The 12,332-nt window shown below is 69.4% G+C and carries 8 protein-coding genes and 3 pseudogenes; 6 read left to right on the forward strand and 5 right to left on the reverse strand.

Annotation, left to right across the window (positions count from 1 at the left end; translation table 11 throughout):
• Window positions 1-339 precede the first annotated feature (339 nt).
• Window positions 340-831 (reverse strand): GNAT family N-acetyltransferase, encoded by a 492-nt coding sequence (locus ACZ7M3_RS27225; RefSeq protein ID WP_352053516.1) that lies wholly within the window; start codon window positions 829-831, stop codon window positions 340-342.
• Window positions 832-933: 102 nt separating this feature from the next.
• Here ACZ7M3_RS27225 and ACZ7M3_RS27230 point away from each other — a divergent pair, with 102 nt between their 5' ends.
• Window positions 934-1,854, forward strand: a complete 921-nt coding sequence (locus ACZ7M3_RS27230; protein WP_472066343.1) for a LysR family transcriptional regulator — start codon at window positions 934-936, stop codon at window positions 1,852-1,854.
• 431 nt (window positions 1,855-2,285) lie between these two features.
• Here the strand turns inward: ACZ7M3_RS27230 and ACZ7M3_RS27235 are convergent.
• A pseudogene (locus ACZ7M3_RS27235) lies at window positions 2,286-4,939 on the reverse strand (Tn3 family transposase).
• Window positions 4,940-5,022: 83 nt separating this feature from the next.
• Here ACZ7M3_RS27235 and ACZ7M3_RS27240 point away from each other — a divergent pair.
• Window positions 5,023-5,907, forward strand: coding sequence for an IS5 family transposase (locus tag ACZ7M3_RS27240; RefSeq protein ID WP_472066345.1), 885 nt, complete (start codon window positions 5,023-5,025; stop codon window positions 5,905-5,907).
• 10 nt (window positions 5,908-5,917) lie between these two features.
• Here ACZ7M3_RS27240 and ACZ7M3_RS27245 read toward each other — a convergent pair whose 3' ends face one another.
• Window positions 5,918-6,313, reverse strand: coding sequence for a hypothetical protein (locus ACZ7M3_RS27245; RefSeq protein ID WP_472066347.1), 396 nt, complete (start codon window positions 6,311-6,313; stop codon window positions 5,918-5,920).
• 47 nt (window positions 6,314-6,360) lie between these two features.
• A complete protein-coding gene (locus tag ACZ7M3_RS27250) occupies window positions 6,361-6,753 on the reverse strand; it encodes a DUF4158 domain-containing protein (RefSeq protein ID WP_472066349.1) in 393 nt (130 codons plus the stop codon).
• 125 nt (window positions 6,754-6,878) lie between these two features.
• On the opposite strand from ACZ7M3_RS27250, the gene ACZ7M3_RS27255 reads away from it, so the two are divergent.
• The 3 genes and pseudogenes from ACZ7M3_RS27255 to ACZ7M3_RS27265 all read left to right on the forward strand — a co-directional run bounded on the left by ACZ7M3_RS27255 (window position 6,879) and on the right by ACZ7M3_RS27265 (window position 7,812).
• Complete coding sequence (locus ACZ7M3_RS27255) at window positions 6,879-7,094, forward strand: hypothetical protein (protein WP_472066351.1); 216 nt, start codon at window positions 6,879-6,881, stop codon at window positions 7,092-7,094.
• A 21-nt stretch (window positions 7,095-7,115) separates the two neighbouring features.
• Window positions 7,116-7,298 (forward strand): annotated as a pseudogene (locus ACZ7M3_RS27260) (transcriptional regulator); the annotation flags it as partial.
• A pseudogene (locus ACZ7M3_RS27265) lies at window positions 7,298-7,812 on the forward strand (cation transporter). The pseudogenes ACZ7M3_RS27260 and ACZ7M3_RS27265, both read left to right, overlap by 1 nt.
• 45 nt (window positions 7,813-7,857) lie before the next feature.
• On the opposite strand, the gene ACZ7M3_RS27270 reads toward ACZ7M3_RS27265, so the two are convergent.
• Complete coding sequence (locus ACZ7M3_RS27270; RefSeq protein ID WP_472066353.1) at window positions 7,858-9,450, reverse strand: Na+/H+ antiporter; 1,593 nt, start codon at window positions 9,448-9,450, stop codon at window positions 7,858-7,860.
• Window positions 9,451-9,749: 299 nt separating this feature from the next.
• On the opposite strand from ACZ7M3_RS27270, the gene ACZ7M3_RS27275 reads away from it, so the two are divergent.
• Window positions 9,750-12,251: a sensor histidine kinase gene (locus ACZ7M3_RS27275; RefSeq protein WP_472066475.1), complete on the forward strand. Its 2,502-nt coding sequence runs from the start codon at window positions 9,750-9,752 to the stop codon at window positions 12,249-12,251.
• Window positions 12,252-12,332: the final 81 nt, after the last annotated feature.

The following is a 12,332-nucleotide window of genomic DNA, read 5'->3' on the forward strand; positions in this document are numbered from 1 at the left end:
CATCGGGGCAGTGTCGGCTAAGGCCGTCCCACTCGATCAGAACGGGCACGGCGTACGGAAGAGGAACTCCCCAGACCAGGGCACACGGCCACCGAGCGGCGGGAGATCACGGGCCGAGCCCGCGCACGTGACGGGGAGTTCATCCTCTACCGCGGCCACTCAGGGCCCTTCAGCGGGCTCGCGTCCAGTGCGGTCGGCCCGTGCGGGGTGTCGTCGAGGTAGCCGTTCGGATGGTCCGGCCACGACTTGGCAGGTATCGCGTGCTGCGGGCAGTGGAGGAACCCACATGCTGGTGAAGACAGCCGTGGCGAGGCAGACTTCGGGCTCTGGGTCGGGGCGTCACTTCAGTTCCATGAGGGTGTCGGCGCGGGCGTAATAGTCGGTCACCGGGAGACGGTCGCGGGTGATCCTGACAAACCCGGCTTCCTCATAGAGGTGGATGGCGGCAGCCAGCTTGCTGTTCGTGCCGAGGAAGAGCCGGGCCCCACCGAGTGCCCGGGCGCGGTCTATTGCTGCGGCTATGAGCTGGCGGCCGATGCCGCGTCCCTGCGCGGCGGAGGCCACGGCCATCTTCGCCAACTCGAACACGGCTTCCGGGTAGGCCAGAAGCGCGACGCACCCCACGACGGTGCCGCTGCCCGGCTCACGCGCCAAGAGCACGTCGCCGCCCGGGCCCACGATGCGGCCGAACGGATCTCCGAGAACCGCCCGGTCCTCATCCTGCAGGGTGAACAGGCGCGAGATCCACTCCTCGTTCAACGCGCTGAACGCGTCGGCATCACTCTGTGAGGCGATCGAGGAGACCACGGTCGGGGCAGATGTGCGCGGCATGAGGCAGGTTTCCTTTCGGGTGCAGCTTCCCGCTAGCAGCCTCCGGCCCCACTCACTCATATGTCCAATACAGGCAGTAGCCTCTATCGATAAGTTTGAGCTATGGATCAGCGCATCGAGCTCCGCCATCTGCGGTACTTTCTGGCTGTGGCTGAGGAACTCCACTTCGGCCGTGCAGCCCAGCGGCTGAACATTGCCCAGCCGGCCCTGTCCCAGCAGATCAGGCAGCTCGAGAAGATTGTCGGTGTTGAGCTGTTCCGGCGGACCTCCCGAAGCGTCCGCCTCACAGACGCGGGAGCGACGTTCCAGCCACGAGCGAGGGACCTTCTGGGCCGTCTGGCGGCCGACCTCGACGAGGCCGGCCGTGTCGGGCGCGGCGAGGCCGGACGCCTGGATGTCGCCTTCATCACCTCCGCCACCGCAATCGTCAGCAAACAGCTCCGTGAATTCTCCCGCCGCCGCCCAGACGTCCAGATCAAGCTGCACGACGGCTTCACCGTCGACGTCCTGGCGGCCCTGGAGCGGGGCACAGCCGACGTCGGGATCGTGCGGGACGCTGAGGAGCGAGACGACATCGCCCTTTCCCTGCTGACGACGGAACGGTTTGTCGCCGTCATCCCCACACAACACCCCGCCGCAAGCAGCGACCATGCGGAAGCAACGGCGCTGGCCACTGACCCGCTGATCCTGTTCCCACGTACAGCAGGACCTCAAGCGTTCGACGTGAACACACAGCCATTGCGGGACGCCGGCATCGACGTCCAGGTCGCGCAAGAGTGCTCGAACTGGCACACCATCATCATGTTCGTCGCCGCCGGCCTTGGCGTCACCATCGCCCCCTACAGCGTCACGACGCTGCTCCCCGCAGGCGCCCAACGTCTCGAACTCGACGGGCCTCCCACAGCGAGCCGGATCTTCATGGCCACCCGCCGAGGAGACAACCGTCCCCTCGTGCAAGCCTTCATCGCAGCATCTGAGTCCGTGACAGGTCGTGGCCACGACCGGACCACGAGAACACGTTGACCTGCTGAGCGAGCACCTCCAAGTGCAGGGCCACTCGAAGGCGAACCGTGCGTAGCCTTATCCGCCCCACCTGGAGCACCCATGCTGGGATAACAGCCCAAGCCGACCACCGTGAACCGCCCCTATCCGCACAACTTCTAAGCCGGTCGCGGGCAGGGCCGTCGGCACCGGAGTGGGAGCTGTTCGACGGACCGTGCGCGGCGACGGGCCCCGTAGGCACTGAAAACCGAACTACTCGGTGGTCCCGGCGGAGTCCTTCGGCAAGTCGGGCGGTCAGGCGGCCTGACCGAGGCCGGCAACCGGCCCGGACGCGGGGGTTGATACTGGTGGGCTCGCGACACCGAGCCGGGGCAGCCTCTCACCGAGCCGGGGCCGCGCCGACGGACGCCATGTCGTCCCCCGTGGGACGGCGCCGGGGCCGACGACTGCCGCTATTCCTCGGAGGCGGCCGGGTCGCGCAGCGGGCGCAGCGAGCCGTCGCCGTGGGAGCGGACGATCGGGTACCGGCCATGGAAATTAATGTGTTCATGGACCAGTGGAGAGAGCCGGGAGCGGATCTCCTGCGAGATGGTCAGCCCGCCGGCCTCCAGTTCCTTGACCGCGGCGTCCATATAGAGCGTATTCCACCAAACTACTGCGTTCAGGGCCATGCCCAGCGCCCCCAACTGGTCCTCCATCCCCTCTCGGTAGGCGTGCCGGAGTTCGCCGAGCCGCCGAAGAAGATGTTCCGGCCCAGCGCGTGGCGGCCCTCGCCGATGTTCAGCTGGACGCCGATCATGCGCCGGTATGCCTCGGAGTCGATGAACTGGAGCAGGTGGAGGGTCTTGAAGATGCGGCCGTAGTGCGCGAACGCATCCCCGAGGCCGGTCTTGCGGTCGCCGCTGGTCATCATCCGCAGCAGGTCGTACGCGCGGACCTTGCCGGTCTGAAGGGAGCCGGCGACGCGGAGCATGTCCTCCCAGTTCTGGTGTATCCGCTCGACCTGCACGCGCTGGCGGGAGACGGGCTGGAGCGGCCCGTAGTCCTTGGTCATGTCCAGGCGCCACAGCCGGGCGTCCGAGATGTCCGCGATCCTTGGGGAGAACTGGTAGCCGCAGATCGCGAACAGCCCGAAGACAAGGTCGCTGTACGAACCGGTGTCGGTGATGACGATCTCCGGGCGGACCGGCCCGTCGAGGTTGAACATCGCGTCCAGGATGCCGAGCGAGTCGCGCAGGGTGCCCGGCATGACGATGCCGCCCAGGCCCATCACGCGGTCCGATACGACGTTGAGCCATGTTGCTCCGCGCCCGGTGAAGTACTTCCGGTTGGGGCGGGTGTAGATCGAACGCAGGGGTACGTTGAAGCGCATCCCGTCGGCGGAGGCGACGTGTCCGCCGCCCCAGTCGCCGGCGAGGTCGATGTCGCTCTGCTGTGCGACCAGCAGGCCGGAGGCGGCGCTCATCCCGGCGAAGTTCCAGTAGCCCCAGTCCGCGGCGGTCAGCCGCGAGCGGGTCAGCGCCTTCTGGCCGGGCTTGATGACCGGCTCCATCCCGATGTTTGTGGATTTGCTGACCAGGAGGGCGGTGAGGGTGAGGTCGAGGTCCTGCGGTCGGGCGACCTTCCCGCCGATGTGCTCGAAGGGGTCGAACATGCCGGTACGGGCGTGGACTTCCAGCAGCAGCTCCGGATAGTCGATCCTCGGCAGCATCGCCTGTACCGCGTCGTGGACCGGCTTGAACCCGGCGGGCTCGGGCTCCGCCTCCAGCCGGTCCAGGCGTATCTTCCCGTCCACGATGTCCACCGCCGCGTTTCGGGGCAGGCCCTCGGCGACGTGCGCGTACATCTCGTCCAGCAGTACTTCGAGTTCGCCCAGGTGCTCGTCCGCGCTGTCCGACAGCTCCAGCGCGATCAGCACCCGGGGCCGGTTGACCTGCCAGCCCGGCCCGGACAGCAGCCTCGCGCGCGGATCACCCCAGTTGTCCGCCCCCTTGGCGTACACATCCCGGCGCTTGAGCGCGGTGTGCAAGGCCTCCAGGACGCAGAACGTCCACGCGTACTTGTCGATGTACCCGTTCACCGCCAGCAGCGGGTTGCCCAGCACCAGGCGCCGCCATGTGCCGTCCAGCAGCGAGGCGTCGATGTGCTCGGGGCCGGGCTTGCGCCGGGCCTGCACCTTCGGCAGTTCCCGCAGCGCTTCCACGATCAAGGTGCCGGCCTGCGTCGCACCCCACGGAATCACCTCCGCCAGCAGCGAGGTGAACGGCCGCACCGTCGCGTACCGCTCCAGCAGCTGCTTGCGCCAGGCGGTATCCGCGTCCTCATCGGTGCCCTCGGGCAGCAGCTCGCCGAGCTCCACGATCGCCTTGGCGAGCTCCTCACGGGTGACGAGCTGCTCGATCCGCTCCCACGCCTGCGCCACACTCAACGGCACAGGCTCTTCGTCGTCCTCGCCGCCGTCGCTCTCGATGGGAACGTCGAGAAGGACGGAGACCGCGCTGGCCACCTTCGCCGCTGCCTTCCGCAGCTTCGGCAGCCCCTTCAGCTTCGCCTTGTTCTCCTCGCGCTCCGCGCGGGCCAGCAGCTTCGTGGCCATCAGTACATCGAACAGCGTCAGCGCGTCATCGACCGAGGAGCCTTCCAGGTGCCGTATCGTGGCCAGCACCGTCGCCGTACGCCGCGGCTCCGCCAGCCTGCGCAGCGTCGGCGCGTGCGCACTCATCTCGTACCGGGCCAGCTCCGCGAGCTTCACCGGCGGCACCCGCCACAAGTCCAGCTCGCCGGACTTCACGCCATGAATGTCACGCGCACGCTCCAACGCGGCCTTCTGCCCCCGCCCCGACACATCCCGCGGACCCTTCCGCCACCGTTCCAGCACGGAAGTCTGGGCTCCGTCCGGCGCGTCGAGGAGCTCCAGCAGTCCCCGGCGAAACTCCGGCTCCACCGGGGCCTCCACCACCGAGTAGATCAGTGCCAGCTCACCCCTGCGGACCTCCGCGACCAGGTAGGCCAGCGGTGTCAGCCCCGGCGGGAGCACGCGGTTACGCAGCAGCCACGTCACCGCCCGGTCGAACAGCGCCCTCGGCCCCTCGTTCGACACCCACACCCGCCCCGCGATGTACTCCCGCAGGGCTAGGGGCTGTCCGATGGGTCGTGTGACGTTCCTGCTGGGAACTCGTTCCGTGGGACATGGGGCGGGGAGATCTTTCGGATGAAGAGTGGGCTCGGTTGGAGCCGCACTTGCCGGCGAATCACGGGCGGGGTGGACGCTGGCAATGCCACCGTCGGGTGATCAACGGGATTCTGTTCCGGCAGCGGACCGGCCTCCCCTGGCGGGACCTGCCTCCCTGCTTCGGCAGCTGGAAGACGGTCCACGACCGTCATCGCAGGTGGTCGGCGGACGGCACGTGGGAGAGAATCCTGCGGGCCGTCCAGGCCGACGCCGATGCCGAGGGCCGGATCGACTGGAGCATGGTCAGCGTCGATTCCACGACCTGCCGCGCTCATCAGCACGCGGCTGGCGCCGCCCCCCGTGCCCCGAAGATCCCGGGTCGGCGCAGGAGCCCGGCGCGTCACCGTCCCGATGAGGCCCTGGGACGCTCGCGAGGCGGGCTCACAAGCAAGATCCACCTTGCCGGGGAAGGCGGGTGTCGCCCGCTCGGGTTTGTCATCACGCCCGGCCAGTGGGGGGACGCACCGCAGATGATTCCCGTCCTGGAAGAGATCCGCGTGCCCCGGCAGGCTGGTGGACGACCGCGCACCCGGCCCGACCATGTCGGGGGCGATAAGGCGTACTCGTCACGCCGCAACCGGCGTCACCTGCGCAGACGTCAGATCAAGCACACGATCCCCGAGCCGAGAGACCAGCGGGCCAACCGCCGGCGCCGCGGCAGCCAAGGCGGTCGTCCCACAGGGTTCGACAAGGCGATCTACCGCCGCCGCAACGAAGTCGAGCGGACCATCAACCGGCTCAAGAACTTCCGCGCCATCGCCACGCGCTTCGACAAACGGGCGTACGTCTTCCACGGAACGGTCACCTTGGCGGCGATCCGCCTATGGCTGCGTCCGGAGTGAAGTGCCCCGTTCAGAGATCCTCGGCACCCGGGTAGTGGTGGCGAAGTTCGCTGAGTACGCGCTCGTCGACAGCCCTGACGTCCCACGAGGAACTGTCGAACTCGGTCAGGACGAGCACCAGCTTGTCCTCGGCGAACCCACGTGCTTCGGCGTCGATCAACTGGAGAAAGGGGGTCGTCAGCGACAACAATGTCAACGTGTCCATGCCGGCGTTGGCGGACCGTCTCTCCATCTCGGCACAGCGAGGATCGACGATCTCGTCGAACTCGAGGCGCCAGGTCAGGTCCAGGCCGAAGCTGCCGAGGCGAACCAGTAGCTCAGCCAGCGTCACGTAGTGCTTTCCATGCCAGGCAGGAAACGTGATCCCCTTCATCCCCGCCTCTGCTCGGGCTATATCGCGTGCCATGCGGCCCCCTTCGTTCCAGCGAACAGTAGGCCACGTCCCTGACCAGCTCATACGACCCATCGGACAGGCCCTAGGTCGCCCTCGTCGAAATCACGGATCTTCAGCAGCTTCCGGATCTCCCGCGCGTGCTCGTGCTGGGTCGGCAGCCGCTCCGGGTACAGCTTCAGACACGACGGATCCTCGATCCCCAACTGCTCCCCGACGAACTCCGCCACCCCCGGCGGCACCTCGGCCGGAGCCGACAGGAAGGTGCCCAGCATCCGTACTGTCCCCCACTGAACCGCCCAGCCCAGCCTGTTGTGCGGCCGGCGCTTGGCCGCCGCCTGCTCAATCGCCACCGCGTCCAGCCGGAAGAACGCCTCCAGCTCATGCGCCGAAGGCTCCCCGGCAAAGCGTCCGTACTGGGCTATCTGATCGTCTGAAAGATACTCAACAGTCACAGCTTGTGACGCTAGGAACAGGCGTCACAGCCGTCCCGGTAGTGATCGAACTGAGACCCCCAGAACCATGATCATTCCTTAGAGTTCAATCCTGGAGCATTACCGGCGGGACCCCTCTCCTGCGCGTGGCCACGGTCTCGCTCGCCGTCGCCCTGGCCCTGTTGCTCGCGCCGGCAGGGCTCGCCGCGACCAGCACCTGGGACACGGTCGCGGGCCGTGACGCGCCGCGCACCACCAGCGCCGCCGACCTCGACCTCGCCCTGAACGACATGGACGCGCAGGCCGCCAACATCCTGCTGTCCAGCGGGAACGCGGGCAACCGAGGGAGGCAAACGCCCTGACGGGCTGCCCGAGGAGAGGAGTCCACCCCTCTCGCCTGCCTGCGTGACTGCGGCCTGGTCGTCACCGTGCCCGACGGCCGCCGCACCCGCTACGAGCTCGCCGACGAACGCCTCAGTCGCGCGCTCGACGACCCGCGCACGGCCGTGGTGGCCGTCGAGACCGACCGCACCTGCGTCGACGCCGATGACAAGGGGTGCTGCTGATGACCTCGATATCCCTCGGGCCCTCCTCGGGCCGCCGCGATCTGCTGGCTCGTCGGATACGTCTGCTGGTCGCCGCGACGGTCACCTACAACGTCATCGAGGCGGTCGTCGCCCTCACCGCCGGCACCCTCGCCTCGGCCGCCGCGGTCGCCTGGCAGTTCTCCGCCCGGGAGCACGCCGTACACGAGGCACGGGAGAAGACCACTTCGCGGATCATCGCGGTGTCGTTCTTCGCGCTCGCCCCGCGGTCGCCGACTCCAAGCAGACCCTGCTGTGCACGTATCTCTCGGCCGTGCTCCTTGTGGGCCTGGTCCTCAATGCCGTCCTCGGCTGGTCCTGGGCCGACGTCATCGCCGCCCTCGTCATCTCCGTCGTCGCCGTCAAGGAGGGCCGTGATGCCTTGCAGGGCAATGGCTGTTGTGCGCCGCAAGCCATGACGGTCCCGGCCACCGGCACCGAGACCGACACCGAGGACGCGTGCGGCTGCCGTTCCGGCTGCGACTGTTGCGACTGACGGTGAATCACCCACCAGCCGCCCCCCGGACAGGGACACCCAAAATCAGTCGCGGGGCAGCCCGTAGGCGTCCGCGAGTCGCGCCTCCTCCAGGTCCAGCGAGCGTTGCAGGCGGCGGCGGGTGGTGTCGCTGATGCGGTGTTGGTCGTACAGACGCTGGAGCTCGGCCTCCTCGACCGTGATCAGGTCGCGTCGTAGCTGGCGGTAGGTGAGGTCGGCGGACTCCGTCGGGCTGCCGTCGCCGTCGGGCTGCCCGAGGCGATCGCTCGCGTCCTCGATGCGGGCCGTCAGGCCACGGCGCAGGCGGTCGAGGACGATGTCGGGGACGGCCTCCAGTTCGGATATCTCGTCCAGGCGGCTCAGGCCCGCGTGGGCCAGACTGCAGCGGGCCTGAGCCTCCTCGCGTTCGGTGTGGTCGGGTTCCAGCGCGATGCCCGAGCGGCGTACGACAGATGCCAGCGTGAAGCCTTGCACGACAAGTGTGGTGACCACGACCGACGTGGTCAGGACGAGGACCAGCGGGCGCTCCGTGAGCGTGGCCCCGGCCGGCGTGGTGACCGGGATGGACAGGGCGGCGGCCAGGGGGACCACGCCGCGGGTGCCCGCCCAGGTCAGTACGACCGGCACCCGCCAGTTCATGCGCTGGATACCGCCCTTGCGCTGCACCACCGCGGACAGCGGCGCCAGCCACAGCATGCGCATGGTGATCAGCGTGGCGGCGACGGCGAGCGCGTACAGCGGCCAGGCCCGGTCGCCGTCGGACAGGGCCCGCACCTGGGTCGGCAGCGCCAGCCCGATGAGCGAGAACACCACGCTCTCCAGCAGGAAGACCACCGTGCCGTAGACGGCGTGCAGTTGGAGGCGAATGCGGGCGTTGGTGAGGCGGTCGCCCCGGCCGCCGAGGACGACCCCGGCCACCACCACGGAGGTGACACCCGACGCGTGCGCCGCCTCCGCCAGGACGTAGGCCGCGTACGGCGTGACGAGGGCGATCACCGTCTCCAGGACCGGGTCCTCGGTGCGCCGCCGGATCAGCGTCACCACGCCCGCCACCGCCCCGCCGATGAGCATGCCGCCACCCGCCAACAGCGCGAACTCACCCGCCGCCGCACCCCAGCCGACCGCTGCCGATGCCACGGCGACGCTCACCGCGACCCGAAAGAGGACGAGCGAGGTCGCGTCGTTGAAGAGGCTCTCGGCCTGGACCAGGACCTGGACCTTGGGTGGCAGCGCGAGCCGTCTGCCGAGCGCGGTGACCGCCACCGGGTCGGTGCTCGCGAGCACAGCGCCCAGCACGAGCGCCATCTGCCACGACAGCGGGGTGACCAGGGAGGCGACCGCACCGACCGCGGCCGCCGAGGCCAGGACCAGGCCTATCGACAGCACCCCGACCGGCTTCCACACAGCGCGCAGCTCACGCCAGGGCAGCTCCTCGGCACTCGCGTACAGAAGTGGTGGCAGTACGACGAGGCCGATGATCTCGGGGCTGATCTGGATCTCCGGGGTGCCCGGCATCAGCGCGACGGCGAGGCCCGCGACCACGAGCAGGGAGGGCGCGGGGATCCGCCAACGGCGCGCGAAGGTGGCCACCACGGTGGCGAGGACCACGAGAGCCAGGACCGTTCCTACGCTGCGCATGCCATCCCTTTGGCCATGAGAAGGAGACCTTGTGGCTCCCTGCCGACCAGACTTCCCGGCACACCGCTTTCACCCTATCGGGCCTGGGCCCGTCAAAGCAGTGTCAACGTCCATGTGACCGGCGCCAAGGATGCGTCAATGAGCGCGCCGAACGACCGGCACAAGCGCTTCGGTAGGGGGAAGTGACCCTTCCCTCCGGGGAATTGATCTCCAGTGAGCGGAGCGCGTCGGCTGCAATGAGTGACGTACGGACCGACATGAGTGACGTACGGACTGGCGGGGGTGAGGTACGGACCGCCGTGGGTGACGTACGGCCCGGGCGGTTGAAGGTCTATCTGGGAGCGGCCCCGGGGGTGGGCAAGACCTACCGCATGCTCGACGAGGCGCGCCGCCGGGCGGCACGCGGCGCGGATGTGGTGGTGGGGTTCGTGGAGTGCCACGGGCGTCCCGGCACGGAGGCGATGCTCGACGGCCTGGAGGTCGTCCGTCGTGCGCCCTGCGCCTATCGCGGCGGGGAGTTCGAGGAGATGGACCTCGCCGCGGTCCTCGCGCGTCGCCCGCAGGTCGCGTTGGTGGACGAGATCGCCCACAGCAACGTGCCCGGAGGCGGTCGCAACGCCAAGCGCTGGCAGGACATCGAGCAGCTGCTCGCCGCCGGGATCGACGTCGTCACGGCGTTGAACATCCAGCATCTGGAGTCCCTCAACGACGTCGTCGAGAAGATCACGCGGGTGCCGCAGCGCGAGACGGTGCCCGACGAGGTCGTACGACGGGCGCAGCAGATCGAGCTCGTGGACATTCCGCCGGAGGGACTGCGTCGCCGGATGGCGCACGGCAACATCTACGCCCCTGAGAAGGTCGATGCCGCCCTCGCCAACTACTTCCGGCCCGGCAACCTGACCGCGCTGCGCCAGCTCGCCCTGTTGTGGGTGGCCGACCGGGTGGACGAGGCGCTGCAGTCGTACCGCTCGGAGCACGGTATCGGCGGGGTGTGGGAGATCCGGGAGCGGGTGGTGGTCGCCCTCACCGGCGGCCCGGAGGGAGACACCCTCGTCCGGCGGGCCGCGCGGATCGCCGACCGGTCGGCGGGCGGTGATCTGCTCGCCGTGCATGTGACCCGCAGTGACGGTCTCGCCGCGGGCACCTCGCACGCCTCGCTCGCCCGGCAGCGGCGGCTGGTCGAGGATCTGGGCGGGAGCTACCACTCGGTCGTCGGTGACGACGTGCCGACCGCCCTGGTCGAGTTCGCGCGCGCCGAGAACGCCACCCAACTCGTCCTCGGCACCAGCCGCCGGGGCCGCATCGAGCGCTTCGTGACCGGACGCGGCACCGGCGAGACGGTCGTCGAACTCTCCGGCGACATCGACATCCACACGGTCACGCACGAACGTGCCGGGCGTGGCACGCTGCTGCCCTCCCGCCGTCGTACCCTCTCGCGAGTACGCAGGATCGCGGGCCCGGTGGCCGGGCTGCTGCTGCCCGTGGCACTCACCTTCCTGCTCGATCTCGACTGGGCCCGGGACCGCCTCAACCTCACCAGCGAGGCGCTGCTGTTCCTGCTCACCGTGGTGGGCGTGGCCTGCATAGGAGGGGTCGTCTCGGCGGTGATCGCCTCGGTCACGGCGTCCCTGCTGCTCAACTACTGGTTCATCCCGCCCGTCGGGCAGTTCACGCTGGACGATCCCAACGCGCTGCTGGCGCTGGCGGTCTTCGCGGCGGTCGCCGCCGTGGTCGCCGGTGTCGTGGACCGCTCGCTGCGCCTGTCGCGGCGCTCGGCCCGCGCCACGGCGGAAGCGGAGACGATGTCCTCGCTCGCCGGCACCATCGTGCGGGGTGGAGCGACGATCCCGGCGCTGGTGGAACGCATGCGCGAGACGTTCGGCATGGACTCGGCGGAACTGGTCGACGAGCCGCCCGGAGAGGACGGCGCGACGGTCGTGCCCGCGGGGCCCGGCGCCTTCCTCGTCCTGCGCGGTCGCACCCTTCCGTCCTCCGAGCGGCGTGTGCTCGCGGCCTTCGCCGCGCATGTGGGGTCGGCGGTCGAGCGCGCCAGGCTCGCGGAGGCCGCCGCCGAGGTCGAACCGGTCAAGGCGGCCGACCGGATGCGTACGGCGCTGCTGCGGGCGGTCGGCCACGACCTGCGCACGCCTCTCGCGGCGGGCTGGGCCGCGGTCTCCTCGCTGCGCAGCCGGGACGTCGACTTCTCCGACGAGGACCGGGACGAACTCCTCGCGACCGCGGACGAGTCCATGGCCAAGCTCAACCGTCTGGTCGAGAACCTCCTCGACCTCAGCCGCCTTCAGGCGGGCGCGCTCACGCTGAACCTGCGCGCCACCACGCTGGAGGAGGTCCTCCCGGCCGCGCTGGCCGACACCCCCGAAGTCGAGGTGGCGGACCTGGAGGAGGTTCCGGCCGTCCTGGCCGATCCCCCGCTCCTGGAACGCGTGATCGCCAACCTCGTCGCCAACGCCGCCCGGCACGGTCCGGCCGGGCGCAAGGTGCTGCTGACCGCCAGTGCCCACGCGGGCCGCGTCGAGGTGCGCGTCGTCGACCGCGGCCCCGGCCTGCCCCCCAACGACCGTGACCGCATCTTCGAGCCCTTCCAGCGTCTGGGCGACACCGACAACACCACTGGCCTCGGTCTGGGTCTGGCACTCTCGCGGGGCCTGACCGAGGCGATGGACGGCACCCTCACGCCGGAGGACACTCCCGGCGGGGGCCTGACCATGGTGCTGTCGCTGCCCTTCGCCGAGCGGACGGAGTACCCCGGTGGTACGCAGAGCGTAAGAGGCGGCGTATGAGCGCCAAGTCCTCGGACACCGCATACGGAACGTTGACGCGGAACCTTCGCCCATCAGGAACCGGGTGCGTCCGCACTGCCG

Source organism: Streptomyces sp. NPDC111656 (assembly GCF_055656965.1).

Bases quoted from the DNA above. Each gene is read 5' to 3' on its own strand.
- ACZ7M3_RS27230 (WP_472066343.1), top strand. From the start codon at position 934: ATGGATCAGCGCATCGAGCTCCGCCATCTGCGGTACTTTCTGGCTGTG.
- ACZ7M3_RS27270 (WP_472066353.1), bottom strand. From the start codon at position 9,450: ATGCGCAGCGTAGGAACGGTCCTGGCTCTCGTGGTCCTCGCCACCGTG.
- ACZ7M3_RS27225 (WP_352053516.1), bottom strand. From the start codon at position 831: ATGCCGCGCACATCTGCCCCGACCGTGGTCTCCTCGATCGCCTCACAG.
- ACZ7M3_RS27240 (WP_472066345.1), top strand. From the start codon at position 5,023: ATGGGGCGGGGAGATCTTTCGGATGAAGAGTGGGCTCGGTTGGAGCCG.
- ACZ7M3_RS27245 (WP_472066347.1), bottom strand. From the start codon at position 6,313: ATGGCACGCGATATAGCCCGAGCAGAGGCGGGGATGAAGGGGATCACG.